The organism is Burkholderia metallica, assembly GCF_902832845.1.
Taxonomy (GTDB): Bacteria; Pseudomonadota; Gammaproteobacteria; order Burkholderiales; family Burkholderiaceae; genus Burkholderia; species Burkholderia metallica.
Map to the genome: position 1 here is coordinate 415,751 of NZ_CADFDB010000004.1, position 25,024 is coordinate 440,774.

The following is a 25,024-nucleotide window of genomic DNA, read 5'->3' on the forward strand; positions in this document are numbered from 1 at the left end:
CAGGGCCGCGGTGCGCGGCCACGAATCCGCAACGAGGAACGCATGACAGACACGATCGCCACGGTCGTCCTGCCGGACGGCGAGACGATTCCGAAGCTGGGGCTCGGCACGTGGGAAATGGGCGAGCGCCCGGCCCGGCGCGCGGACGAGATCGCCGCGCTGCGCGAAGGTATCTCGCTCGGGATGACGCTCGTCGATACGGCCGAGATGTACGGCGACGGCGCGACAGAAGAACTGGTCGGCGACGCGCTCGCGGGCCTGCGCGACGACGTGTTCCTCGTCAGCAAGGTCTATCCGCACCATGCGAGCCGGCGCGGCGTCGTCGCGGCGTGCGAAGCGAGCCTCAAGCGCCTGCGCACCGATCGCGTCGACCTGTACCTGCTGCACTGGCGCGGCTCGGTGCCGCTCGCCGAAACGGTGGAGGGTTTCGAGGCGTTGCAGCGCGCGGGCAAGATTCGCCACTGGGGCGTCAGCAACTTCGATACGGCCGACATGGCCGAGCTCGTCGACGAAGCCGGCGGCGGCGCGTGCGCGACCAACCAGATCCTGTACAACATCGCGCGACGCGGCCCGGAATTCGACTTGCTGCCGTGGCTGGCCGATCACCGGATGCCGGCGATGGCCTACAGCCCGGTCGATCACGGGCGGCTGCCGAAGCATTCGCCGCTCGACGAGATCGCCCGGCAGCGCGGCGTGTCGGTGATGCGCGTCGCGCTTGCGTGGGTGCTGGCCCGGCCCGGGGTGTTCGCGATCCCGAAGGCGTCGCGGCTCGAACACGTGCGCGACAATCGCGCGGCGCTCGACCTGGTGCTGACCGACGACGAGCACGCGCAGCTCGACGCGTATTTCCGCCCGCCGCGCAGCAAGCGCGCGCTCGAAATGCTCTGAATGCGCCGAAGGGTGCCGCGCCGCGGGAAGCGCGCGGCGCGTGCTCAGCGCGCGGGCGCGTCGGCCGCGCGCTGCCAGCGATGGAACAGGATTGACGCGATCCAGCAGACGAGGAACAGCGCGACGATGCCGTAGCCGATCGAGCCGAAGCGTTCGCCGAGCGCATCGAGCGCGTCGCGCACGGGCCCCGTCAGCGACAGCTTGTCGGCCAGCAGGCCGGCGGCCTCGATGCCGCCGATCGCGAGCGCGACGGCCGCCGACACGAACGTGATGCTCGCGTTGTAGAGCAGCTTGCGCTGCGGATCGTCCATCGCCCAGCCGTACGCGTGAATCATCAGCACATTGTCGGTCGAGTCGATCAGCGTCATGCCGGCGGTGAACAGCGCGGGAAACAGCATGACCGTATAGACCGGCAGCCCCTGGCTCGCCTGCGCGGCGGCGATCGCGAGCAGGCCGATTTCGGTCGCGGTATCGAAGCCGAGCCCGAACAGCACGCCGACCGGATACATGTGCCAGCTCTTCGACACGAACCGGAACAGCGGACGCAGCAGCCGGGAGACGAGCCCGGCAGGCCGGTGCACATGCGCGCGATCGTGCCCGTGTCCGTGTCCGCGCGTGCCGCGATAGCGGCGCCACACGTCGCGCAGGATCATCAGGTTCACGCACGCGAGCACGAGCAGGAAGGTGGCCGACACCGCCGTGCCGATCGTGCCGCCGATCTCGCGGAAGGCATCGAACCGGTCGCGCAGCGCGAACGCGGTCAGCGCGATGCCGAGCGTCGCGGCGATCACGATCGTCGAATGGCCGAGCGAAAAGAACAGCCCGACGCTCACCGGGCGCTGGCCTTCCTGCATCAGTTTGCGCGTCGCGACGTCGATCGCGGCGATGTGATCGGCGTCGACCGCGTGACGCAGCCCGAGCCCGTATGCGATCGCCGCGGTGCCGAGCAGCAGCGGATGATCGCGCAACACGGCGAGCGCCCATAGCCAGACGGCGGCGTTCGCGGCAATCAGGCCGGCATAGAGGATCAGCAGGCGGCGCAGGGCAGGGGTGGGCGGCATCGGGAGGGTTCCATCTGGCGAATCGCGACGTATTGTGGCACGCGAAAAAAAGCCGGGCATGCCGATCAAAAATTGGCGCGTGGACGAAGCGCGGAGCGCGCGCCAACGAAAAAGGCCCGTCCGGAACCGGACGGGCCTTGCTTGCGAGCGCGCCGCTGCTTACTTCACTTTCGCGTTGATCACGGCTTCCGACACGTTGGCCGGCGTTTCCGCGTAGTGCTTGAACTCCATCGTGTAGGTCGCGCGGCCCTGCGTGGCCGAACGCAGCGACGTCGAATAGCCGAACATCTCCGCGAGCGGCACTTCGGCGCGCACCAGCTTGCCGCCGCCGCCCGCAATGTCCTCCATCCCCTGCACGATGCCGCGCCGGCTCGACAGGTCGCCCATCACGTTGCCCATGAAGTCCTCGGGCGTTTCGACCTCGACCGCCATCATCGGCTCGAGCAGCACCGGCTTAGCGCGGCGCATCGCTTCCTTGAACGCCATCGAACCGGCCATGCGGAACGCGTTTTCGTTCGAGTCGACGTCGTGGTACGAGCCGAACGTCAGGTGCACCTTCACGTCGACGACCGGATAGCCCGCGAGCACGCCGCTCTTCAGCGTTTCGGTGATGCCCTTGTCGACGGCCGGGATGAATTCGCGCGGAATCACGCCGCCCTTGATCTCGTCGAGGAACTCGTAGCCCTTGCCCGGGTTCGGTTCGAGCGTGATCACCGCATGGCCGTACTGACCGCGACCGCCCGACTGCTTGACGAACTTGCCTTCGACGTCGGACGCCGTCGTGCGCACCGTTTCGCGATACGCGACCTGCGGCTTGCCGACCGTCGCCTCGACGCCGAATTCACGCTTCATCCGGTCGACCAGGATTTCGAGGTGGAGCTCGCCCATCCCAGAAATGATCGTCTGGCCGGATTCCTCGTCAGTCTGCACGCGGAACGACGGATCTTCCTGTGCCAGGCGGTTCAGCGCGAGGCCCATCTTTTCCTGGTCGGCCTTCGTCTTCGGCTCGACGGCCTGCGAGATCACCGGTTCCGGGAATTCCATCTTCTCGAGGATGATCGGCTTGGCCGGATCGCACAGCGTGTCGCCGGTTGTCGCCTCCTTCAGGCCGACGGCCGCCGCGATGTCGCCCGCGCGCACTTCCTTGATTTCCTTGCGCTCGTTCGCGTGCATCTGCAGGATCCGGCCGAGCCGTTCCTTCTTGTCCTTGGTCGCGTTGAGCACCGTGTCGCCCGATTCGACGACGCCTGAATACACGCGGAAGAAGATCAGCTGGCCGACGAACGGGTCGGTCATGATCTTGAACGCGAGCGACGAGAACGGCTCGTCGTCGCTCGGATGACGTTCCGCCGGCTTTTCCGGATCGGCGAAGTCGTGGCCGAGGATTGCCGGCACGTCGACGGGCGACGGCAGGTAGTCGATCACCGCGTCGAGCATCGCCTGCACGCCCTTGTTCTTGAACGCGCTGCCGCACAGCATCGGCACGATCTCGTTCGCGATCGTGCGCTTGCGCAGCGCGGCCTTGATCTCGTCCTCGGTCAGCGATTCGTGGTCGTGCAGGTACTTCTCGAGCAGTTCCTCGCTCGCTTCGGCGGCAGCCTCGACCATCTTCTCGCGCCACTCGTGTGCGAGTTCGACGAGGTTCGCGGGGATCTCCTCGTACGTGAACTTCACGCCCTGGCTTTCGTCGTCCCACACGATCGCCTTCATCTTCACGAGATCGACGACGCCCTGGAAATGATCTTCCGCGCCGATCGGAATCTGGATCGGCACGGCGACGCCTTTCAGGCGCTCGCCGATCTGCCGCTGCACGCGGAAGAAGTCCGCGCCGACGCGGTCCATCTTGTTGACGAACGCGATGCGCGGCACCTTGTACTTGTTCGCCTGGCGCCACACGGTTTCGGATTGCGGCTGCACGCCGCCGACCGAGTCGTAGACCATGCACGCACCGTCGAGCACGCGCATCGAGCGCTCGACCTCGATCGTGAAGTCGACGTGCCCGGGGGTGTCGATGATGTTGATCCGGTGCTCCGGATAGTTGCCGGCCATGCCCTTCCAGAAGGCCGTGGTCGCCGCCGACGTGATCGTGATGCCGCGTTCCTGCTCCTGTTCCATCCAGTCCATCGTGGCCGCGCCGTCGTGCACTTCGCCGATCTTGTGGCTCACGCCGGTGTAAAACAGGATGCGCTCGGTCGTCGTGGTCTTGCCGGCATCGATGTGAGCGCTGATCCCGATATTGCGATAGCGCTCGATGGGGGTTTTGCGGGGCACGTGAACCTCCTTAGGTTCGGATCGTAAGCGGGCCGGCTGGGCCGGCCCGGACTGGAACAAGCGAGACTTCAAGCATAGCGCTTGCGCGTGGCTTTTGCAGATGCGGCCGACAACGGTGGATTCAAGCCGGGCGCAGCCGACGACGGGCGACAAAAAAGCCGGCGCCCAACGGGCAGCCGGCTTAGGTCGATACGCGGCGCGACGCCGCGGCGAGGGCCGTTATTGGGCCTGCGGCAGACCTTCGAGCTTCATGCCGGGCTTGATGCCCTTCGCCGCGAACCAGCCCTTGCTCATTTCGAGCGCATAGACGCCGTTGTTGCGCGGGCAGTGGTTGTCGGTCGTTTCGGCCTTCATCTCGTCGATGTCGGTGATCGTGCCGTCCGCGCGAATGAACGCGATCGACAGCGGAATCAGCGTGTTCTTCATCCAGAAGCAGTGCACCGCGTTCTCGTTGAACACGAACAGCATGCCTTCGTTCGGCGCGAGCTGCGAACGGTACATCAGCCCCTGTTCGCGATCGGGGTCGTTCGCGGCGACGGCCGCGTCGATCACGTACATGCCGGCGCGCAGCTTCACGCGCGGGAATTCGCTCGGCTGCTTCGCGCCGGGCGGCACCTGCGCGCCGGCGGCCTGCATGCCGAGCGCGAGGACGGCGAGCGCGGCGGGGAACACAGCGGCGCGCGCGAGGCGGCCGAGCGACGAGCGAAGGGAGAATGACACAGCTGGGCTCCTGTCTGGAAAGCAAGACCCGCATGGTACGCGATGCGTGCCGGCAGGCACAAAAAAGAAAAAGGCAGATCGCCTTGCGGTGATCTGCCTTTCAACGCCGTAAGAACGGCAGAACTGCGTGTTCTTGACTGCGTTATTACAGCAAGCTTACTTAGTTCGAAGCAGCTGCCGGTGCTGCTGCGTCGCTTGCTGCAGCCTTCTTCGATGCCTTGTGGTGCTTCTTGGCTGCGTGGTGCTTCTTGGCAGCGTGCTTAGCCGGTGCCGAAGCAGCTTCAGCAGCAGCCGGAGCAGCTTCCGGAGCCGATGCTTGTGCGAAAGCAGCCGTTGCGAAGAGGCCAGCGACCAGAGCGGCGATCAGTTTGTTCATGTTGTGTTCCTCAGCTTTAGTTAATTAACCAAATGACCCGGCAATAGGAGTCATGTCGTCTAACGGTGCCATCCACCTTTCGGTTGACAGACGCTTCGAGAAATTTCTCATTGCGCTGCGGGCGCCGAATCGTATTCGAGAAAAACGTCGCTTTCGTGACGCAAACACGGGTTCGGCTGCCAATGCCGGATAGCTAAGGTTGGCATCTGCGTGGTTTAACGCGCGATCTTCGCGGGCGGTTGACGAAAAAGATGACGAAAAATTCGCGTGTCTCGCCTGCGTCATCCGGCGGCCGCGAAACCGTCCCACGGCGCGCGCGGCGGTAGCGCGATCGTTTCGCCCGGTGCAATGCCGAGCGCGAATATGTCCAGTGCGCCGATGCCGACGCGCACCAGGCGCAACGTCGGGAAGCCCATGGCCGCCGTCATCCGGCGCACCTGCCGGTTCTTGCCTTCGGTGATCGCGAGTTCGATCCAGGTGGTCGGGATCGCGGCACGGTAGCGGATCGGCGGGGTGCGTGCCCACAGCGTGTCGGGCGGCTCGATGAATTCGGCGCGGCACGGACGCGTCACGTAGTCGCCGAGATCGACGCCGCGGGCGAGCGCCTTCAGGTCGGCGGGGCCGGGCGCGCCCTCGACCTGCGCCCAGTAGCGCTTGACGAGCTTGTGGCGCGGCTCGGCGATGCGCGCCTGCAGCGCGCCGTCGTCGGTGAGCAGCAGCAACCCTTCGCTGTCCGCGTCGAGCCGCCCGGCCGCGTACACGCCGGGCGTTTTTACCCAGTCGCCGAGCGACGGGCGCGTCTCGTGCGCGGAAAACTGGCAAATCGTGCCGAACGGCTTGTTGAGGGCGATCAGGTTCATGGCGGAGCGGCCGTCCGGCGTGCCGCGGGAAGCGGGGGCGGGCGGTCTATGGCAAATGGCGGAATCTTAATGCATAATACGGAACGGCAAGTCCTCTGTCTTATATAAGACATAAGTGGGGTCTTGATACGCAGTGCCGCGCTTCGTGCCGAAGTGCCCGGTTGGGGCGCTAGAATAGCGGCTCGCTGTTGCCGTCACGGGGTGGCCATGTCGCGCCCCCGCCGCGCGCGCAGCTTCGACCAGCATCACCTGCTCAGCCACGTCACTGGAGTCGATCATGCCGTATCAGCACATCAAGGTTCCGGAAGGCGGTGACAAGATCACCGTCAACAAGGACTTCTCGCTCAACGTTTCCGATCAGCCGATCATTCCCTATATCGAAGGCGACGGTACGGGCTTCGATATCACGCCGGTCATGATCAAGGTCGTCGACGCGGCGGTCGCGCATGCGTACAAGGGCAAGCGCAAGATCCACTGGATGGAGATCTTCGCGGGCGAGAAGGCGACGAAGGTGTACGGTCCGGACGTGTGGCTCCCGGACGAAACGCTGCAGGTGCTGAAGGAATACGTGGTGTCGATCAAGGGGCCGCTCACGACGCCGGTCGGCGGCGGCATCCGTTCGCTGAACGTCGCGCTGCGCCAGGAACTCGACCTGTACGTGTGCCTGCGCCCCGTGCAGTACTTCAAGGGCGTGCCGTCGCCGGTGCGCGAGCCGCAAAAGATCGACATGGTGATCTTCCGCGAGAACTCGGAAGACATCTACGCGGGCATCGAATGGGCCGCGGGCTCCGAGCAGGCGAAGAAGGTCATCAAGTTCCTGCAGGACGAGATGGGCGTGAAGAAGATCCGCTTCCCGGAAACCTCGGGGATCGGCGTCAAGCCCGTGTCGACCGAAGGCACCGAGCGTCTGGTGCGCAAGGCGATCCAGTATGCGATCGACAACGATCGCAAGTCGGTCACGCTGGTGCACAAGGGCAACATCATGAAGTTCACGGAAGGCCTGTTCCGTGACGCCGGCTACGCGCTCGCGCAGAAGGAATTCGGCGGCGAGCTGATCGACGGCGGCCCGTGGATGCGCGTGAAGAACCCGAAGACGGGCAACGAGATCGTGATCAAGGATTCGATCGCCGATGCGTTCCTGCAGCAGATCCTGCTGCGCCCGGCCGAATACGACGTGATCGCCACGCTGAACCTGAACGGCGACTACATTTCCGACGCGCTCGCTGCGCAGGTCGGCGGCATCGGGATCGCGCCGGGCGCGAACCTTTCGGATTCGGTCGCGATGTTCGAAGCGACGCACGGCACCGCGCCGAAGTACGCGGGCAAGGATTACGTGAACCCGGGTTCCGAGATCCTGTCGGCGGAAATGATGCTGCGCCACCTCGGCTGGACGGAAGCAGCCGATACGATCATCGCCGCGATGGAGAAGTCGATCCTGCAGAAGCGCGTCACGTACGACTTCGCGCGCCTGATGGAAGGTGCGACGCAGGTGTCGTGCTCGGGCTTCGGTGAAGTGCTGATCGAGAACATGTAAGACCCCTTCCGGGGTGGGCCGGCAGGTTGCCGGCCGCCCCGGCGCTGACTGCCGGCGCCGGAGCGTTTCGTGGATGGCAGGTTTGTTGGCGGGGCGGCCACGCGGCCCTGCAAGGTAGAACATGACGGCCCTCGCAACACCCTCGCCCGGCTGAGCCGGCGCGCCCCTTTCGCGACCGACCCGGTCGCTCCCCGCCGGTTACCGCCGGCGCACCCCAGTCACAATTTTCACGTAGCAACGCATCGACCATGTCCACTTCGCCCAAGATCATCTACACCCTCACCGACGAAGCGCCCGCGCTCGCGACCTATTCGCTGCTGCCGATCGTCAAGGCCTTCACGCGCTCGTCCGGCGTCGCCGTCGAAACGCGCGACATCTCGCTCGCCGGCCGCATCATCGCGGCATTCGCAGACATCCTGCCGCCCGAGCAGAAGGGTTCCGACGATCTGGCCGAGCTGGGCCAGCTCACGCTGAAGCCGGAAGCGAACATCATCAAGCTGCCGAACATCAGCGCATCGGTGCCGCAGCTGAAGGCCGCGATCGCCGAACTGCAGGCGCAGGGCTACCCGCTGCCGGCCTATCCGGACGAAGCGTCGACCGACGAAGAGAAGGCGATCAAGGCCCGCTACGACAAGATCAAGGGCAGCGCGGTGAACCCGGTGCTGCGCGAAGGCAACTCCGACCGCCGCGCGCCGCTGTCGGTCAAGAACTACGCACGCAAGCATCCGCACAAGATGGGCGCGTGGAAGTCCACGTCGAAGGCGCACGTCGCGCACATGAGCGAAGGCGACTTCTACGGCAGCGAGAAGTCGGCGTTGATCGGCGACGCCGGCAGCGTGAAGATCGAACTCACGACCACCGACGGCGTGAAGAAGGTGCTGAAGGAAAAGACGGCCGTGAAGGCCGGTGAAGTGATCGACGCGTCGGTGATGAGCCGCAAGGCGCTGCGCAGCTTCATCGAAGCGCAGATCGCCGACGCGAAGGCGCAGGACGTGCTGTTCTCGGTGCACCTGAAGGCGACCATGATGAAGGTCTCGGACCCGATCCTGTTCGGCCAGTTCGTGTCGGTGTTCTACCGCGACGCGCTCGCGAAGCACGCAGACCTGCTGGCGAAGGTCGGCTTCAACCCGAACAACGGGATCGGCGACCTGTACGCACGCCTGAAGGACCTGCCGGCCGACACGCGCGAAGCGATCGAAGCCGACGTCAAGGCCGAATACGCGGTGCGCCCGCGCCTCGCGATGGTCAACTCGGACAAGGGCATCACGAACCTGCACGTGCCGAGCGACGTGATCGTCGACGCATCGATGCCGGCGATGATCCGCGATTCGGGCGGCATGTGGGGCCCGGACGGTCAGCTGTACGACGCGAAGGCCGTGATTCCGGACCGTTGCTACGCCGGCGTGTACCAGGCGGTGATCGAGGACTGCAAGCAGCACGGCGCGTTCGATCCGGTCACGATGGGCAGCGTGCCGAACGTCGGCCTGATGGCGCAGGCGGCTGAAGAATACGGTTCGCACGACAAGACGTTCCAGATTCCGGCGGACGGCGTCGTGCGCGTCACCGACGAAGCGGGCAACGTGCTCCTCGAGCATGCGGTGGAATCGGGCGACATCTGGCGCATGTGCCAGACGAAGGACGCACCGGTGCAGGACTGGGTGAAGCTCGCGGTGAATCGCGCACGCGCGACCGGCGCGCCGGCCGTGTTCTGGCTCGACCCGGCACGTGCGCACGACGCGCAGATCATCGCGAAGGTCGAACGCTACCTGAAGGATCACGACACGACCGGCCTGGACATCCGCGTGATGACGCCGGTCGACGCGACGCGTTTCTCGCTCGAGCGCATCCGGGCGGGCAAGGACACGATCTCGGTCACCGGCAACGTGCTGCGCGATTACCTGACCGACCTGTTCCCGATCATGGAGCTCGGCACCAGCGCGAAGATGCTGTCGATCGTGCCGCTGATGGCCGGCGGCGGGATGTTCGAGACGGGTGCGGGCGGTTCGGCGCCGAAGCACGTGCAGCAGTTCGTCGAGGAAGGCTTCCTGCGCTGGGATTCGCTCGGCGAATTCCTTGCGCTGGCCGCGTCGCTCGAGCACCTGGGCAACGCGTATCAGAACCCGAAGGCGCTCGTGCTCGCGAAGACGCTCGACCAGGCCACCGGCAAGTTCCTGGACGAGAACAAGTCGCCGGCGCGCAAGGTCGGCGGCCTCGACAACCGCGGCAGCCACTTCTACCTGTGCCTGTACTGGGCGCAGGCGCTGGCCGAGCAGACCGAGGACGCCGTGCTGAAGGCGCAGTTCGAAGGCGTCGCGAAGGCGCTGTCCGACAACGAAGCGCGCATTCTGGAAGAACTGGCGGCCGCGCAGGGCAGCGCGCAGGCCATCGGCGGCTACTACCGCCCGAACGTCGAGCTGACGAGCCAGGCAATGCGTCCGAGCGCGACGCTGAACGGCATCGTCGACGCGCTCGCCTGACGCGGGCCGCGCCATCGCGCGAGCCGATGCGTGTGTCGGCGCGGCGGGTATTGCTGCCTGCCGCCCGCTACAAAAGACAAACGCCCCGGATGTCCGGGGCGTTTTTCGTTTCCGGCTTGTCATTCAGACGTGAACGATTTCCCATTCGGCGATTTCGTGCGGCACTTCGAGCGTCGCGGTATCCAGTTCGGACAGTTGCTCGCAGTCGCCGCGGGAGATGTGGTCGGCTGCCACTTCGGGGCACGAGAATGCGCCGAGCAGGGCGTTGCCGAACGTCGCTTCCCAGCCGCCGTTACCCGGCAGGATGTAGAACGACCCGAGCGCTGAACCAAAGCGAAATCCCTTCATTTCCGTTCTCCCTTTCTGATCACAAGCGATTCTGTTGTGCCGTTTGCCGGTTCGACCGGCAGCGGCCCGACTGGCTGCTTGCGCCGGGTTCCGTATCGAACGTCGTGGCGAAGCGTCAGTGCATGGGACAAAGTCTACGTCCGCGACCCGCTCGGATGGTGCGTGTAGAACGGCTTCACTAAACAAAAATTCTCGTTTAAAAACAAAGAATTATTTCATTCGTTTTGTATTGCGGAACGTTTTTCGGCATCGCGAAACGGGAATTTTGTGCTCTGCACCACAAATTTTTATAACGTAGTGATTTGTTCCGCATCGTGAAATATTGGCGGGTTTGCGATCGGGGGACGCGACCGGTGCAGGGTGAGGGCTGAACGGCAAGCGGCGGACGACCGGCCGGCGGGGGCACGCGGCAGGGTCGAACGACGGCTACGGTTGCGGGTGAGTGGGTGCTTCGCGGATCGACGCCGCCGGTCGAGACGTGCCGAATTCGATGCGCCGGCAAGGGCGGGTCCTGCGGCATTTCGCCGCTCGGTCGGCGGTGGTGCTTCCCGCCAGGGGCCGGCGGTTATGATGACGCGGGCATTGGCGTCGCATCGGCCGCGCGACGCAGCATGGATAACGAGGAACGATAGATGATACGGAGAACCTTCCTGTCGCGCGCCATCGGTGTCGCAGCCGCGTCGCTGTTCGCGCGCACCGCGTGGGCGCAGCATGCCGGTCACGCCGGCATGGACTCGATGGACGACATGCCGGGCATGTCGGGGATGGCGGCTCACGGGTCGCACGGCAAGGCCGCGCCGGCCGCGCTCGCGGCCGCCGATGCGTTGCCGGCCGGCGCGCCGCTCGCGGCGCTGCGCACGCTCGCGAACGAAAGCCGCGAGCCCGGCACGTTCCGGGCCACGCTGGTGGCGCAGCCGGTGGCGCGCCCGATGCTGCTCGGCGCCCGGCCGACCACGTTCTGGCAGTTCGGCGCGGGCACGCAGGGCCCGGTCGTCGGTCCGCTGATCGACGTGCGCGAGGGCGACACGGTCGAGATCAGGTTCGTGAACAAGCTGCGGCAGCCGTCGACGATCCACTGGCACGGCCTGCCCGTGCCGCCCGACCAGGACGGCAACCCGTCCGATCCCGTCGCGCCCGGCGCGTCGCGCGTGTACCGCTTCACGCTGCCGAAGGGGAGCGCCGGCACCTACTGGTACCACCCGCATCCGCACATGATGACGGCCGAGCAGGTGTTCCGCGGGCTGGCCGGCCCGTTCGTCGTGCGCGCCGCGGACGATCCGCTGGCGGGCTGGCCCGAGCGCAACCTGTTCGTGTCGGACCTGAAGCTTGCGCGCGACGGCACGATCGCCCCGAACGACATGATGGACTGGATGAACGGCCGCGAAGGTCAGTTCGTGCTCGTCAACGGCGCGCGCCGGCCGCGGATCGACGTCGCCGGCGACGAGCGCTGGCGCGTGTGGAACGCGTGCAGCGCGCGCTACCTGCGCGTCGCGTTCGACGACGGCCGCGCGTTCGAGCATGTGGGCACCGACGGCGGGCTGTTCGCCGCGCCGCGCCGCGTCACGTCGCTGCTGATCGCGCCGGGCGAACGTGCGGAGCTGCTGGTGCGCGCCGGCGATCATGCGTCGCACGCGGTGCTGCAGGCGGCCGAATACGACCGCCGCAAGATGTCGATGTCGCACGACGACGGGCACGGCAGCCTGCCGCCCGATCCGGCGCTGGCCCTGGCGGACGTCGCGTTCGCGCCGGCCGCCCCCCGCGTGCTGCCGGCCACCCTGCGCGCGGTGCCGCCGCTGGGCGAGCCGGTCGCGCACAAGGAGGTCGCGTTCGGCGAAGAGATGGACATGGACGCGATGATGAAGGGCGGCGCGCACGGGCGCCCGGCGGGCATGCGCTTCACGATCAACGGCGAGACCTACGCGGCGCACCGCGCGACGCTAACGAGCCGCCGCGGCGACGTCGAGCGCTGGACGATCCGCAACGGCACCGACATGGATCACCCGTTCCACCTGCACGGCACGCAGTTCCAGGTGATCGAGCGCGCAGCGGACGGTTCGCGCACGAGCGAACCGTTCCGCGCATGGCGCGATACCGTGAACGTGCGCAGCGGTGAAACCGTGTCGATTCTCGTCACGCAGGACATGCCCGGCGAGCGCATGTTTCATTGCCACATTCTCGAACACGAGGATCTCGGCATGATGGGCACGCTGAAAGTCGTGTAACGAAGTGGTGATTATGTTTCACGTACCGGACGAGTATGCGATCTGCGCGTGCGACGAGACAATACGTGTTCAATTATCGGGATTGAACGAAAAGGCCGGCCAATCGATAATCGATTGGCCGGCCTCGAAAAAAAGAAACCCGGCGCAATGCGCCGGGTTTCTTCGTCTGATATCCGGTGCCTTATACGGCCTGGATGTTCGACGCTTGCTTGCCCTTCGGCCCTTGGACGACGTCAAAGCTCACCTTCTGGCCTTCCTTCAGCGTCTTGAAGCCATTCATGGTGATAGCCGAAAAGTGCGCAAACAGATCCTCACCGCCCTCGTCGGGAGTGATGAAACCGAAGCCCTTCGCGTCGTTGAACCACTTAACGATACCAGTTGCCATTTCCTACTTCCCCTGTCACACAGTCGCTGCTACTTACCACGAGCACGCTCGAAAAGCTAAACGACCGGAAATGCAGCCGTTCCCCCCTCACAAGCTCACCTCGGCCTCTTTCATTTCGCCAACCGGCAAATTGAAAAAAGTGCCAGCTTGATTGTTGGCGCTCTTTATTGGAGTGTCAAGTGGAATTTTTAGACGTTTAGAGGGCCGTTGTAAAGAACCCATTTTCAGGGTTTTTCCGGCTTTGCTTCGCAGCACGCGGCCAAGCGCGAGGGCTTGAAAAGCCGCATAATCGGCTCATATACCAGGCTCGAGTGACACGCGTTCGAGTCGTCCCGGCTTGTGGGATACTGGATGCGGATACGACGTTCCGGTGCGGTTCCCCTGACGGTTCGTGTTCCGCGCCACGCGTGAAAGCCGGCACCGCAGCCGGCTTTCGTATGGCACGAAGAAGATCGCGTGTTCCGGGTTTCCGGGGAGGGCGCCGGCCGGTCGGTCGGGTAATGGCAGGATTGCGGGCCTGTCCGAGTTGTTTAGAATGGGTGTATGGCGATTATCCCGGACAAGCAGGACAGTACCGTCCTGGAACGCAAGCAGCAGAAGCTCAAGCCGCCTTCGATGTACAAGGTGGTGCTGCTGAACGACGACTTCACGCCGATGGAATTCGTCGTGATGGTGGTCCAGGAGTATTTCAAGAAGGATCGCGAGACGGCCACGCAGATCATGCTGAAGGTCCATCGTGAAGGGCGAGGGGTATGTGGGGTCTATACGCGGGACATCGCGTCGACCAAGGTTGAGCAAGTCGTTACCCATGCGCGGCAGGCCGGGCATCCGCTGCAGTGCGTGATGGAGGAAGCATGATTGCCCAGGAATTGGAAGTCAGCCTGCACATGGCGTTCATGGAAGCACGTCAGGCGCGCCATGAGTTCATTACGGTCGAGCATCTGTTGCTGGCCCTGCTGGATAATCCGACGGCGGCCGAGGTGTTGCGCGCGTGCGCGGCAAACATCGAGGACCTGCGTCAGAACCTGCGCAATTTCATCCACGACAACACACCTACCGTCCCGGGTACCGACGATGTCGATACCCAGCCGACGCTGGGTTTCCAGCGCGTGATCCAGCGCGCGATCATGCACGTCCAGTCGACGTCGAACGGCAAGAAGGAAGTCACCGGCGCGAACGTGCTGGTCGCGATCTTCGGCGAGAAGGATTCGCATGCCGTGTACTACCTGCAGCAGCAGGGCGTCACGCGTCTCGACGTGGTGAACTTCATTTCGCACGGCATCGCGAAGACGAACAGCGGCGAAGCCGCGAAGTCGTCCGACGCGAACGCGGAAAGCGAAGACGCGAATGCGCAGAAGGAAACGCCGCTCGCGCAGTTCACGCAGAACCTGAACCAGATGGCGAAGGACGGCCGCATCGATCCGCTGATCGGTCGCGAGCCCGAGGTCGAGCGCGTGGTCCAGGTGCTGTGCCGTCGCCGCAAGAACAATCCGCTGCTCGTCGGCGAGGCCGGGGTCGGCAAGACCGCGATCGCCGAAGGGCTCGCGTATCGCATCACGCGCGGCGAAGTGCCGGACATCCTCGCGAATGCGCAGGTCTATTCGCTCGACATGGGCGCGCTGCTCGCGGGCACCAAGTATCGCGGCGATTTCGAGCAGCGTCTGAAGACGGTGCTGAAAGAGCTGAAGGAGCGTCCGCACGCGATCCTGTTCATCGACGAAATTCACACGCTGATCGGCGCGGGCGCCGCATCGGGCGGCACGCTCGACGCGTCGAACCTGTTGAAGCCGGCGCTGTCGTCGGGCACGCTCAAGTGCATCGGCGCGACCACGTTCACCGAATATCGCGGCATCTTCGAGAAGGATGCGGCGCTGTCGCGGCGCTTCCAGAAGGTCGACGTGACGGAGCCGACCGTCGAGCAGACGGTCGCGATCCTGCGCGGGCTGAAGTCGCGCTTCGAGGAGCACCACGGCGTCAAGTATTCGTCGGGTGCGCTGTCGGCCGCGGCCGAACTGTCGGCGCGCTTCATCACCGACCGTCATCTGCCGGACAAGGCGATCGACGTGATCGACGAAGCGGGCGCGGCCCAGCGCATCCTGCCGAAGTCGAAGCAGAAGAAGACGATCGGCAAGAGCGAGATCGAGGAAATCATCTCGAAGATCGCGCGCGTGCCGGCGCAGAGCGTGTCGCAGGACGATCGCAGCAAGCTGCAGACGCTCGACCGCGACCTGAAGAGCGTCGTGTTCGGCCAGGATCCGGCGATCGACGCGCTCGCCGCGTCGATCAAGATGGCGCGCGCGGGCCTCGGCAAGATGGACAAGCCGATCGGCGCGTTCCTGTTCTCCGGCCCGACGGGCGTCGGCAAGACCGAAGTGGCGCGCCAGCTCGCGTTCACGCTCGGCATCGAGCTGATCCGCTTCGACATGTCGGAATACATGGAGCGTCACGCGGTGAGCCGTCTGATCGGCGCGCCGCCGGGCTACGTCGGGTTCGACCAGGGCGGCCTGCTGACCGAAGCCGTCACGAAGAAGCCGCACTGCGTGTTGCTGCTCGACGAAATCGAGAAGGCGCATCCGGACATCTTCAACGTGCTGCTGCAGGTGATGGACCACGGCACGCTGACGGACAACAACGGCCGCAAGGCGGATTTCCGCAACGTCATCATCATCATGACGACGAACGCGGGCGCCGAGTCGATGCAGAAGGCGACGATCGGCTTCACGACGCGCCGCGAGACGGGCGACGAGATGACCGACATCAAGCGCCTGTTCACGCCGGAGTTCCGCAACCGCCTGGATTCGATCATCAGCTTCCGCTCGCTCGATGAGGAAATCATCATGCGCGTGGTCGACAAGTTCCTGATCCAGCTGGAGGAACAGCTGCACGAGAAGAAGGTCGACGCGCTCTTCACCGACGCGTTGCGCAAGCATCTCGCGAAGCACGGCTTCGACCCGCTGATGGGCGCGCGGCCGATGCAGCGGCTGATCCAGGACACGATCCGTCGCGCGCTGGCCGACGAGCTGCTGTTCGGCAAGCTCCTCACCGGCGGTCACGTGACGGTCGACGTCGACGAAAACGACAAGGTGCAGTTGTCGTTCGACAAGCTGGCGAATCCGCCGCACAAGCCGAACGAAGAGACGGTCGAAGTCGAGTAAGCGATAATTCGTTGTTCATGCGAACGGCGCGGGAAGTTCTCCGCGCCGTTTCGTTTTATCCGGCGCCGGTGGCGCGATGGTGGTGCAGGGGAGTGGTAACGCGGTGACACAACAACAACGGTCGTTCGACGATATCGTCGCGCGCGAACAAGGATTGCGCCACGCGCTGACGTCGGGGCAGATGGCGATGATCGCGATCGGCGGCGCGATCGGCACGGGGCTGTTCCTCGGCAGCGGGTTCGCGATCGGGCTCGCCGGCCCGAGCGTGCTCGTTTCCTATGCGATCGGCGCACTGATCGCGCTGCTGCTGATGGGCGCGCTCGCGGAAATGACGGTCGCGCATCCGACGGCCGGCTCGTTCGGCGCGTATGCCGAGCACTACGTGGGCCCGCTTGCGGGCTTCCTGGTACGTTATGCGTACTGGTTCGCGGTCGTGTTCGCGATCGGCACCGAGATCAGTGCGATCGCCGTGTTCATGAAGTACTGGTTCCCGGCCGTGCCCGGCTGGTACTGGGTGATCGGCTTCTCCGCGCTGCTGATCGCGGTGAACCTCGCGAGCGTCACGCTGTACGGCACGGTCGAGTATGCGTTCTCGCTGCTGAAGATCGCGGCGATCGTCGTGTTCATCGTGCTCGGCGCCTATCTCGTGTGGTCGGCGCCGGCCGCATCGGGCATCGGCTTCGCGAACTACACCGCGCACGGCGGCTTCATGCCGAAGGGGCCGTGGGGCACCTGGGTCGCGGTGATCGTCGCGATCTTCAGCTACATGAGCATCGAAGCCGTCGCGATCGCGGCCGGCGAGGCGCGCGATCCGCAGCATGCGGTCACGCGTGCGTTCCGCTCGACCGTGTTCCGGCTCGTGCTGTTCTACTTGCTGACGCTCGCGCTGATGCTGGCGATCGTGCCGTGGACGCAGGCCGGCACCGACGAAAGCCCGTTCGTGAAGGTGATGGCCGCGACGCACGTGCCGTACGCGGCGGGCGTGATCAACTTCGTGCTGCTGATCGCGGCGTTGTCGGCGATGAACAGCCAGCTTTACGTGACGACGCGGATGATGTTCAGCCTGTCGCGCGCACGGCTCGCGCCCGCGGTGTTCGGCCGGCTCGGCACGAACGGCGTGCCGCGCGCGGCGCTGTGGATCTCGACGAGCGGCGTCGCGGTCGCGGCCGTGCTGGTCGCGCTGGCGCCCGACACCGCGTTCACCGTGATGATGGCGATCGCGATGTTCGGCGCGCTGTTCACGTGGCTGATGATCTTCGTCACGCATCTGCGCTTCCGTTCGCAGTACCGCGGCCCGGCGCTCGCGTTCCGGATGTGGGGCCACCCGTTCGGCAGCCTGCTCGGTGCGACGCTCGTCGCGGCGATCCTGTTCACGACCGCGTTCACGCGCGAATTCCGGATGACGATGGTGGTCGGCGTCGTGTTCGTGGTGCTGCTCACGCTCGCGTATGCGCTGCATTACCGGCACGAACATGCCCGTTGACCGTGGCGGCGTGCCCGCCCGCGGCGGCGCTTCCCGACCGCTAAGGTTCCGTTAAGCACGCAGCGACTACATTCGATCCCGTCTGCAAGGCGGGCCGGCACTCGCCGGCCGGCCGCTTTCCTGCAAGGGGTCTGAATGAACAAACTTCCCGAAATCACGCTCGCGTTCTGGATCATGAAGATCTGCGCGACGACGCTCGGCGAAACCGGCGGCGACCTGCTGTCGATGACGCTGAACGTCGGCTACGCGGTGAGCTCGATCCTGCTGTTCGGTTTCTTCCTCGCGACGCTGGGTGCCCAGCTCAGGACGACACGCTATCGCCCGGCGATCTACTGGGCGGTGATCGTCGCGACGAGCACCGCCGGCACGACGATGTCCGACTTCATGGACCGCACGCTCGGCCTCGGCTATGCAGCCGGCTCGTCGATCCTCGTCGCGATCCTGCTGGCAATCTTCGCGGTGTGGCGCCTGAGCGGCGAATCGCTGTCGGTCGACCTGATCCGCACGCGCAAGGTCGAGCTGCTGTACTGGATCGCGATTCTCTTCTCGAATACGCTCGGCACCGCGCTCGGCGACTTCCTCGCGGACAGCTCGGGGCTCGGCTTCGGCGGTGGTGCGCTGCTGATCGGCGGGCTGCTCGCGGCGATCGTGCTGGCGCACTATGTCACGCGGATCTCGGGCGTGCTGCTGTTCTGGGCGGCGTTCGTGCTCACGCGCCCGTTCGGCGCGACGGTCGGTGATCTGCTGACGAAACCGGTTGCGAAGGGCGGCCTGGCGCTCGGCACGATCGGTTCGTCGGCCGTGCTGCTCGGCGTGCTGGTCGCGATGGTGATCTACGCGAGCATCGCGCACGCGCGGCGCGGCGAACCGGTGCCGACGCGGATCGCGCGTGCAGCCGGCGAATGACGCGAACGCAAAAAGGGACCGCGAGGCCCCTTTTTGCGTTGTGCCGTTCAGTGACGGCCGGTGCTGCCGAAGCCGCCTTCGCCGCGATCGCTCTCGGCGAAATCGTCGACGATGTTGAACTGCGCCTGCACGACCGGCACGATCACGAGCTGCGCGAGGCGCTCGAACGGGTTCAGCACGAACTCGGTCTGGCCGCGGTTCCACGTCGACACCATCAACTGGCCCTGGTAGTCGGAGTCGATCAGGCCGACCAGGTTGCCGAGCACGATCCCGTGCTTGTGGCCGAGGCCCGAGCGCGGCAGGATCAGCGCCGCATAGCCGGGGTCGGCGAGGTGGATCGCGAGGCCCGTCGGCACGAGCGTCGTTTCGCCCGGCTGCAGCGTGACCGGCGCGTCGAGACACGCTCGCAGGTCGAGGCCCGCGCTGCCGGTGGTCGCGTAGGCGGGCAGGTAGTCGCGCATACGCGCGTCGAGAATCTTCAGGTCGAGTTTCATGCGATCGTCGAATCGGTCGGGAAAGGGGCGGCGGCAAGCGCCGCCGCACGGGTGATCAGATCAGGCGATTGTCGGGCAGGCGCTTCGCGATTTCCGCGACGAGCGTGTGCGCGAGTGCGTCCTTCGGGGCGCGCGGCAGGCGGGTGAGGCCGGCGGCCTCGAACAGCACGACTTCGTTGTCGTCGCGGCCGAACGTCAGCGGGCCGAGGTTGCCGACGAGCAGCGGCACGTTCTTGCGCTTGCGCTTCTCGTCGCCGTGCACGTCGAGGTCGCCGCTTTCGGCCGCGAACCCGACGCAGAACGGCGGATCGGGCAGCGCGGCGACCGACGCGAGGATGTCGGGGTTTTCGACGAATGCGAGCGTGGGCATCTTGCGATCGGCCGTCTTCTTGATCTTGTGCTCGGCGGGCTGCTCGACGCGCCAGTCGGCCACCGCGGCCACCGCGATGAAGATGTCGGCGTCGTTGACCGCATGCATGACCGCGTCGTACATCTGGCGGGCCGTCTGCACGTCCTGGCGGTACACGCCCCACGGCGTGTCGAGCGCGACCGGCCCGGCGACGAGATGCACGTCGGCGCCGGCCTGCTGCGCGGCGCGCGCGAGCGCGAAGCCCATCTTGCCGCTCGAGCGGTTCGTGAGGCCGCGCACCGGGTCGAGCGGCTCGAACGTCGGCCCGGCCGTGATCAGCACGCGCCGATGCGCGAGCACCTTCGGCGCGAAGTGCGCAACGATCGCTTCATAGATCGCCTCGGGCTCGAGCATGCGGCCGTCGCCGACTTCGCCGCACGCCTGCGCGCCCGAATCCGGGCCGAGCACCGACACGCCGTCCGCGCGCAGTTGCGCGGCGTTGCGCTGCGTGGCCGGGTTCTGCCACATCTGGCGATTCATGGCGGGGACGACGAGCAACGGGCAATCGCGCGCGACGCACAGCGTCGACAGCAAATCGTCCGCGAACCCGTGCGCGAGCTTCGCGAGGAAATCGGTGGATGCGGGCGCGATCACGATCGCGTCGGCTTCGCGCGACAGGTCGATGTGCGCCATGTTGTTGTCGATGCGCGCGTCCCACTGGCTCGTGTAGACGGGCCGGCCCGACAGCGCCTGCATCGTGACGGGCGTGATGAACTGGGTGGCGGCTTCGGTCATCGCGACCTGGACGGTCGCGCCGGCCTTCGTGAGCAGCCGCGTGAGCTCGGCGATCTTGTAGCAGGCGATGCCGCCCGTCAGGCCGAGAACGAGGTGTTTTCCTGCGAGTTCTGCGTGTGCCAACTCAGGCCTCCAAGGGTCAAACGGAACGGCCGGCGCGAAGCCGGCCGTCGACGCCGAGTATGCGCGCTTAGCGCGAGCCGCGCACGCGACGCAGCTCGTCGTAGATCAGCAGCACCGCACCGACCGTGATCGCGGAATCGGCGAGGTTGAACGCCGGGAAATGCCACGCGCCGACGTGGAAATCGAGGAAGTCGATCACGTGGCCGTAGACGAGCCGGTCGATCACGTTGCCGAGCGCACCGCCGAGGATCAGCGCGAGCGACAGGCTGAACAGCCGCTGCTGGCCGTGGCGGCGCAGCAGGAAGCAGATCACGAGCGTCGCGCCGATGCCGAGCGCGGTGAACGCCCAGCGCTGCCAGCCGCTCGCGGTCGACAGGAAGCCGAACGCGGCGCCGCGGTTGTACACCAGCACGAGATTGAAGAACGACGTCAGCGCATGCTGCGCGCCGTACGCGAACGTCTTTAGGATCGCGATCTTCGACAACTGGTCGAACAGGATCACGATCAGCGAAATACCGAGCCAGGGCGCGAGTGCGCCGCTGGCGGGTTTCGACAGGGTTTTCGCCATGGTCAGGCAGCGCTCCGGGTTTCGCCGTTTTCGAACAGGTTGGAGAAGCAGCGGCCGCACAGCGTCGGATGATCGGCGTGCGCGCCGACATCTGCGCGGTAGTGCCAGCAGCGCTCGCACTTCTGGTACGTCGACGCGGCCACGTCGACGCTTTCCTGCGCTTCGTCGTCGACCTTCACGACCGTCGCCGCTGACGTGATCAGCACGAACTTCAGGTCGTCGCCGAGGCTCGTGAGCGCATCGTAGCGCGCGCCGCTCGCATGCACGGCGACTTCGGCCTGCAGCGACGAACCGATGCGGTTCGCGGTACGCGCTTCCTCGAGCGCCTTCGTCACGTTGCCGCGCACGTCGCGCAGCAGCGCCCACTTGTCGATCAACGCGGCTGCGCCGTCGACTTCCGGATACGCGTAGTAGGTTTCCGTGAAGATCGTGTCGCTGGCCGGCTGGAACACCTTCCACGCTTCTTCCGCCGTGAACGACAGGAACGGCGCGAGCACGCGCAGCAGCGCGTGCGTGAGGTGGTACAGCGCGGTCTGCGCGGAACGGCGCGCGCGCGAATCGGCCGCGCTCGTGTACAGGCGGTCCTTCAGCACGTCGAGGTAGAAGCCGCCGAGGTCTTCCGAGCAGTACGTCTGCAGCTTCGCGACGACCGGGTGGAATTCGTACTTCTCGTAGTGACCGAGCAGCTCCATCTGCAGTTGCTGCGAGAACGCGACCGCATAGCGGTCGATCTCGAGCCATTCGTCGACCGGCACCGCGTGCTGCGCGAAGTCGAAGTCCGACAGGTTCGCGAGCAGGAAGCGCAGCGTGTTGCGGATGCGGCGATAGCCTTCGGTCACGCGCTTCAGGATCTCCTCGGAGATCGCGAGCTCGCCCGAGTAGTCGGTCGACGCGATCCACAGGCGGATGATTTCCGCGCCGAGCCGGTTCGCGACTTCATGCGGGTCGATGCCGTTGCCGAGCGACTTGCTCATCTTGCGGCCTTCGCCGTCGACCGTGAAGCCGTGCGTGAGCAGGCCCTTGTACGGCGCGCGGCCGTCGATCATCGACGCCGTGAGCAGCGACGAGTGGAACCAGCCGCGATGCTGGTCCGAGCCTTCGAGGTACAGGTCGGCCGGGAACTGCAGCTGATCCTTGTGCGAGCCGCGCAGCACGTGCCAGTGCGTCGTGCCCGAGTCGAACCACACGTCGAGCGTGTCGCGGTTCTTTTCGTACAGGTTCGCGTCGTCGCCGATCAGCTCGCGCGGGTCAAGCGACTGCCACGCCTCGATGCCCGACTGCTCGACGCGCTTCGCGACTTCCTCGAGCAGCTCGAGCGTGCGCGGATGCAGTTCGCCGGTTTCCTTGTGCACGAAGAACGCCATCGGCACGCCCCACTGGCGCTGGCGCGACAGCGTCCAGTCGGGACGGTTCGCGATCATGCTGAACAGGCGCTGCTTGCCCCACGACGGGTAGAACGCGGTCGCGTCGACGCCTTCGAGCGCCGTTTCGCGCAGCGTCTTGCCGCCGTCGCGCGGCGTCACGTCCATGCCGGCGAACCACTGCGACGTCGCGCGGTAGATGATCGGCGTCTTGTGGCGCCAGCAGTGCATGTAGCTGTGCGTGTACTTCTCGCTGCGCAGCAGCGAGCCGGCCGCGTTCAGCGCGTCGACGATCTTCGGGTTCGCATCCCAGATCGACAGGCCGCCGAACAGCGGCAGCGATTCGATATAGCGGCCGTCGCCCATCACCGGGTTGATGAAGTCCGAATCGGTCATCCCGTGCGCCTTGCACGACATGAAGTCTTCGATACCGTACGCAGGCGACGAGTGCACGACGCCGGTACCCGTGTCGGTCGTCACGTAGTCGCCGAGGTAGACGGGCGCGGTGCGCTTGTAGCCGGGGTGGGCCGACGCGAGCGGGTGGTGGAAGCGCAGGTTCGCGAGCTTCACGCCCGGCGCGGTTGCGACGACGCGGCCGGTCAGCTTGAAGTCGGTCATGCAGGCTTCGACGCGCTCTTCGGCGATGATCAGCAGCCCGCGCTCGGTATCGACCAGCGCGTAGACGATTTCCGGATGGAGGTTCAGCGCCTGGTTCGCGGGAATCGTCCACGGCGTGGTGGTCCAGATCACGATGCCGCCCTCGGCGCGCGGCAGCGCCGGCAGGCCGAATGCGTGCGCGGTCTTTTCCGGTTCGGCGAACGCGAACATCACGTCGATCGTCGGGTCGGTGCGGTCCTTGTACTCGACTTCCGCTTCAGCGAGCGCCGAGCCGCAGTCGAAGCACCAGTTCACCGGCTTCAGCCCGCGATACACGTAGCCCTTCTCGATGATCTTGCCGAGCGCGCGGATCTCTTCCGCCTCGTTGACGAAGTTCATCGTCTTGTACGGGTTCGCCCAGTCGCCGAGCACGCCCAGGCGCTTGAAGCCGACCTTCTGCTTCTCGATCTGCTCGGTCGCGTACGCGCGCGCCTTGCTCATCACTTCGGCGGCCGGCAGCGACTTGCCGAACTGCTTCTCGATCTGGATCTCGATCGGCATCCCGTGACAGTCCCAGCCGGGCACGTACGGCGCGTCGAAGCCGGCCATGTTGCGCGACTTGACGACGATGTCCTTCAGGATCTTGTTGACCGCGTGGCCGAGGTGGATGTCGCCGTTCGCATACGGCGGGCCGTCGTGCAGGATGAACTTCGGGCGGCCTGCGCTGGCCGCGCGGATCTTGTCGTAGATGCCGCGCTCTTCCCATTCCTTGACCCACTGCGGCTCGCGCTTGGGCAGGTCGCCGCGCATCGGGAACGGCGTGTCGAGCAGGTTGACCGGATACTTGGCCTGCGGTTTCGAATCGGCTTTCTTGTTGCTCATGATGGGATCGCTATCTAAATCGGGGGGACGCGCGAGCGTCGTGAATCGGGGATGCGCGCCGGTGAGCGGCGCGAGCGTGCGGCGCCGGGCGCCGCTGTCCGGATCAGCTAATTCGGTCGGTGGCCGACGTCGAGAAGCCCGTCGCGCGGCTGCCCGGCGCGCGGGCGCGCTCGATGAAGTAAGCGCGCGCATTCGCGACGTCCAGCGCGATCGCGCGCGACAGCGCTTCGAGATCGTCGAATTTCGCCTCGTCGCGCAGCTTCTGCAGGAATTCGACGCGGATGAGCTTGCCGTACGCATCGCCGTGCCAGTCGAGCAGGTGGACTTCGAGCAGCACGCGGCCCGAATCGTCGACGGTCGGGCGCAGCCCGAGGCTCGCGACGCCCGGCAGCGGGGCAGGGCCGAGGCCGTGCACCTGCACGACGAAGATGCCCGCGAGCGCCGGCCGCTTGTGCGCGATCGGCAGGTTCAGCGTCGGGAAGCCGAGGTCGCGGCCGAGCTTCAGCCCGTGCGCGACGTGGCCGCTGATCGCATAGCCGTGGCCGAGCGCCTGCGCGGCCGCATCGAGATCGCCGGCCGCGAGCGCGGCCCGCACGCCCGAGCTGGAAATGCGCGTGCCGTCGCTGCCGGCCACCGTGCCCATCTGCTCGACCTCGAAGCCGTATTGCTCGCCGGCCGCCTTCAGCGTGTCGAAGGTGCCCGCGCGTTTCGCGCCGTAGCAGAAATCGTCGCCGACCATCATCCAGCGCGTGTGCAGCCCGTTCACCAGCGTGCGTTCGACGAACGCCTGCGGCGACTGGCTCGCGAACGTGTGGTTGAAGTGCTCGACGACCACGCGGTCGACACCGTGATCGCGCAGCGCCTCGAGCTTGTCGCGCAGCATCGCGATGCGCGGCGGCGCGCCGGCCGGGTTGAAGAATTCGCGCGGGTGCGGCTCGAACGTCATCACGCACACGGGCAGGCCGCGCGCGTCCGCTGCCGCGCGTACGCGCGCGAGCAGGGCCTGGTGGCCGCGATGGACACCGTCGAAGTTGCCGATCGTCAGCGCGCACGGGGCGCGGCTCTCGGCGTTGGGCAGGCCGCGGAAGACTTTCACGATAGCGGATGCAGCGTCGGGGAATGGGCGGTGGGATGCCGCAAAGCAGAAGATTATAAACGTTCGGGCGGGC

General features: G+C 65.9%; 20 protein-coding genes. 8 read left to right on the top strand and 12 right to left on the bottom strand.

All coding sequences use genetic code 11. The features are described from left to right. Positions 1-42: 42 nt before the first annotated feature. Positions 43-888 (top strand): aldo/keto reductase, encoded by an 846-nt coding sequence (locus HWX08_RS14740; RefSeq protein ID WP_069257399.1) that lies wholly within the window; start codon positions 43-45, stop codon positions 886-888. Between the two features lie 44 nt (positions 889-932). Here HWX08_RS14740 and HWX08_RS14745 read toward each other — a convergent pair whose 3' ends face one another. The 5 genes from HWX08_RS14745 to HWX08_RS14765 form a co-directional block, all read right to left on the bottom strand. Beyond that, positions 933-1,949 (bottom strand): HoxN/HupN/NixA family nickel/cobalt transporter, encoded by a 1,017-nt coding sequence (locus HWX08_RS14745; RefSeq protein ID WP_174920601.1) that lies wholly within the window; start codon positions 1,947-1,949, stop codon positions 933-935. Between the two features lie 159 nt (positions 1,950-2,108). Then, positions 2,109-4,220 carry an elongation factor G gene (fusA, locus tag HWX08_RS14750; RefSeq protein WP_069257397.1) on the bottom strand — a complete coding sequence of 704 codons (2,112 nt, stop codon included), beginning with the start codon at positions 4,218-4,220 and terminating at the stop codon, positions 2,109-2,111. A 219-nt stretch (positions 4,221-4,439) separates the two neighbouring features. Further along, the gene (locus HWX08_RS14755) at positions 4,440-4,940 is read right to left on the bottom strand and encodes a DUF192 domain-containing protein (RefSeq protein ID WP_069257396.1); all 501 of its coding nucleotides are present in this window, start codon (positions 4,938-4,940) and stop codon (positions 4,440-4,442) included. A gap of 160 nt (positions 4,941-5,100) precedes the next feature. Beyond that, positions 5,101-5,316: a hypothetical protein gene (locus HWX08_RS14760; protein ID WP_011352970.1), complete on the bottom strand. Its 216-nt coding sequence runs from the start codon at positions 5,314-5,316 to the stop codon at positions 5,101-5,103. A gap of 281 nt (positions 5,317-5,597) precedes the next feature. After that, the gene (locus tag HWX08_RS14765; protein WP_174920600.1) at positions 5,598-6,176 is read right to left on the bottom strand and encodes a pseudouridine synthase; all 579 of its coding nucleotides are present in this window, start codon (positions 6,174-6,176) and stop codon (positions 5,598-5,600) included. A 277-nt stretch (positions 6,177-6,453) separates the two neighbouring features. Here HWX08_RS14765 and icd point away from each other — a divergent pair, with 277 nt between their 5' ends. After that, complete coding sequence (gene icd / locus HWX08_RS14770; protein WP_006478026.1) at positions 6,454-7,710, top strand: NADP-dependent isocitrate dehydrogenase; 1,257 nt, start codon at positions 6,454-6,456, stop codon at positions 7,708-7,710. A 248-nt stretch (positions 7,711-7,958) separates the two neighbouring features. Then, complete coding sequence (locus tag HWX08_RS14775) at positions 7,959-10,187, top strand: NADP-dependent isocitrate dehydrogenase (RefSeq protein ID WP_174920599.1); 2,229 nt, start codon at positions 7,959-7,961, stop codon at positions 10,185-10,187. A gap of 123 nt (positions 10,188-10,310) precedes the next feature. Here the strand turns inward: HWX08_RS14775 and HWX08_RS14780 are convergent, their stop codons facing one another. Next, positions 10,311-10,535 (bottom strand): hypothetical protein, encoded by a 225-nt coding sequence (locus tag HWX08_RS14780; protein WP_006490888.1) that lies wholly within the window; start codon positions 10,533-10,535, stop codon positions 10,311-10,313. A gap of 632 nt (positions 10,536-11,167) precedes the next feature. Between HWX08_RS14780 and HWX08_RS14785 the strand changes: the two genes are divergently transcribed. Continuing rightward, entirely contained in the window at positions 11,168-12,757 is a 1,590-nt protein-coding gene (locus HWX08_RS14785) for a multicopper oxidase family protein (protein WP_174920598.1), read from the top strand. Positions 12,758-12,938: 181 nt separating this feature from the next. On the opposite strand, the gene HWX08_RS14790 is transcribed toward HWX08_RS14785, so the two are convergent. Beyond that, positions 12,939-13,142: a cold-shock protein gene (locus HWX08_RS14790; RefSeq protein WP_006488945.1), complete on the bottom strand. Its 204-nt coding sequence runs from the start codon at positions 13,140-13,142 to the stop codon at positions 12,939-12,941. A gap of 543 nt (positions 13,143-13,685) precedes the next feature. Here HWX08_RS14790 and clpS point away from each other — a divergent pair. The 4 genes from clpS (at position 13,686) to HWX08_RS14810 (ending at position 18,686) form a co-directional block, all read left to right on the top strand. Beyond that, positions 13,686-14,000, top strand: a complete 315-nt coding sequence (gene clpS / locus HWX08_RS14795) for an ATP-dependent Clp protease adapter ClpS (RefSeq protein ID WP_006398529.1) — start codon at positions 13,686-13,688, stop codon at positions 13,998-14,000. Then, the gene (clpA, locus tag HWX08_RS14800) at positions 13,997-16,297 is read left to right on the top strand and encodes an ATP-dependent Clp protease ATP-binding subunit ClpA (RefSeq protein ID WP_107313211.1); all 2,301 of its coding nucleotides are present in this window, start codon (positions 13,997-13,999) and stop codon (positions 16,295-16,297) included. Before clpS ends, clpA begins: the two co-directional genes overlap by 4 nt. 103 nt (positions 16,298-16,400) lie before the next feature. After that, positions 16,401-17,780, top strand: a complete 1,380-nt coding sequence (locus HWX08_RS14805) for an amino acid permease (protein WP_174920597.1) — start codon at positions 16,401-16,403, stop codon at positions 17,778-17,780. A 135-nt stretch (positions 17,781-17,915) separates the two neighbouring features. Further along, on the top strand, positions 17,916-18,686 hold the full coding sequence (locus HWX08_RS14810) for a COG4705 family protein (protein WP_069257390.1): 771 nt from the start codon (positions 17,916-17,918) through the stop codon (positions 18,684-18,686). A 47-nt stretch (positions 18,687-18,733) separates the two neighbouring features. Here the strand turns inward: HWX08_RS14810 and dut are convergent, their stop codons facing one another. The 5 genes from dut to HWX08_RS14835 form a co-directional block, all read right to left on the bottom strand. Next, the gene (dut, locus tag HWX08_RS14815) at positions 18,734-19,180 is read right to left on the bottom strand and encodes a dUTP diphosphatase (protein WP_021160741.1); all 447 of its coding nucleotides are present in this window, start codon (positions 19,178-19,180) and stop codon (positions 18,734-18,736) included. Between the two features lie 55 nt (positions 19,181-19,235). Further along, positions 19,236-20,447, bottom strand: a complete 1,212-nt coding sequence (coaBC, locus tag HWX08_RS14820) for a bifunctional phosphopantothenoylcysteine decarboxylase/phosphopantothenate--cysteine ligase CoaBC (protein ID WP_069257388.1) — start codon at positions 20,445-20,447, stop codon at positions 19,236-19,238. A gap of 67 nt (positions 20,448-20,514) precedes the next feature. Further along, the gene (gene lspA, locus HWX08_RS14825) at positions 20,515-21,015 is read right to left on the bottom strand and encodes a signal peptidase II (RefSeq protein ID WP_069257387.1); all 501 of its coding nucleotides are present in this window, start codon (positions 21,013-21,015) and stop codon (positions 20,515-20,517) included. Between the two features lie 2 nt (positions 21,016-21,017). Next, complete coding sequence (ileS, locus tag HWX08_RS14830; protein WP_174920596.1) at positions 21,018-23,855, bottom strand: isoleucine--tRNA ligase; 2,838 nt, start codon at positions 23,853-23,855, stop codon at positions 21,018-21,020. A 103-nt stretch (positions 23,856-23,958) separates the two neighbouring features. Continuing rightward, the gene (locus tag HWX08_RS14835) at positions 23,959-24,951 is read right to left on the bottom strand and encodes a bifunctional riboflavin kinase/FAD synthetase (RefSeq protein WP_174920595.1); all 993 of its coding nucleotides are present in this window, start codon (positions 24,949-24,951) and stop codon (positions 23,959-23,961) included. Between the last annotated feature and the right edge of the window lie 73 nt (positions 24,952-25,024).

What these genes read in the sequence shown, in the direction of transcription:
- HWX08_RS14745 (WP_174920601.1), bottom strand. Translation starts at nt 1,949, where the DNA reads ATGCCGCCCACCCCTGCCCTGCGCCGCCTGCTGATCCTCTATGCCGGC.
- HWX08_RS14740 (WP_069257399.1), top strand. Translation starts at nt 43, where the DNA reads ATGACAGACACGATCGCCACGGTCGTCCTGCCGGACGGCGAGACGATT.
- HWX08_RS14785 (WP_174920598.1), top strand. Translation starts at nt 11,168, where the DNA reads ATGATACGGAGAACCTTCCTGTCGCGCGCCATCGGTGTCGCAGCCGCG.
- HWX08_RS14810 (WP_069257390.1), top strand. Translation starts at nt 17,916, where the DNA reads ATGAACAAACTTCCCGAAATCACGCTCGCGTTCTGGATCATGAAGATC.
- clpA (WP_107313211.1), top strand. Translation starts at nt 13,997, where the DNA reads ATGATTGCCCAGGAATTGGAAGTCAGCCTGCACATGGCGTTCATGGAA.
- icd (WP_006478026.1), top strand. Translation starts at nt 6,454, where the DNA reads ATGCCGTATCAGCACATCAAGGTTCCGGAAGGCGGTGACAAGATCACC.
- ileS (WP_174920596.1), bottom strand. Translation starts at nt 23,855, where the DNA reads ATGAGCAACAAGAAAGCCGATTCGAAACCGCAGGCCAAGTATCCGGTC.
- clpS (WP_006398529.1), top strand. Translation starts at nt 13,686, where the DNA reads ATGGCGATTATCCCGGACAAGCAGGACAGTACCGTCCTGGAACGCAAG.
- lspA (WP_069257387.1), bottom strand. Translation starts at nt 21,015, where the DNA reads ATGGCGAAAACCCTGTCGAAACCCGCCAGCGGCGCACTCGCGCCCTGG.
- HWX08_RS14790 (WP_006488945.1), bottom strand. Translation starts at nt 13,142, where the DNA reads ATGGCAACTGGTATCGTTAAGTGGTTCAACGACGCGAAGGGCTTCGGT.
- HWX08_RS14780 (WP_006490888.1), bottom strand. Translation starts at nt 10,535, where the DNA reads ATGAAGGGATTTCGCTTTGGTTCAGCGCTCGGGTCGTTCTACATCCTG.
- HWX08_RS14775 (WP_174920599.1), top strand. Translation starts at nt 7,959, where the DNA reads ATGTCCACTTCGCCCAAGATCATCTACACCCTCACCGACGAAGCGCCC.
- HWX08_RS14765 (WP_174920600.1), bottom strand. Translation starts at nt 6,176, where the DNA reads ATGAACCTGATCGCCCTCAACAAGCCGTTCGGCACGATTTGCCAGTTT.
- dut (WP_021160741.1), bottom strand. Translation starts at nt 19,180, where the DNA reads ATGAAACTCGACCTGAAGATTCTCGACGCGCGTATGCGCGACTACCTG.
- HWX08_RS14760 (WP_011352970.1), bottom strand. Translation starts at nt 5,316, where the DNA reads ATGAACAAACTGATCGCCGCTCTGGTCGCTGGCCTCTTCGCAACGGCT.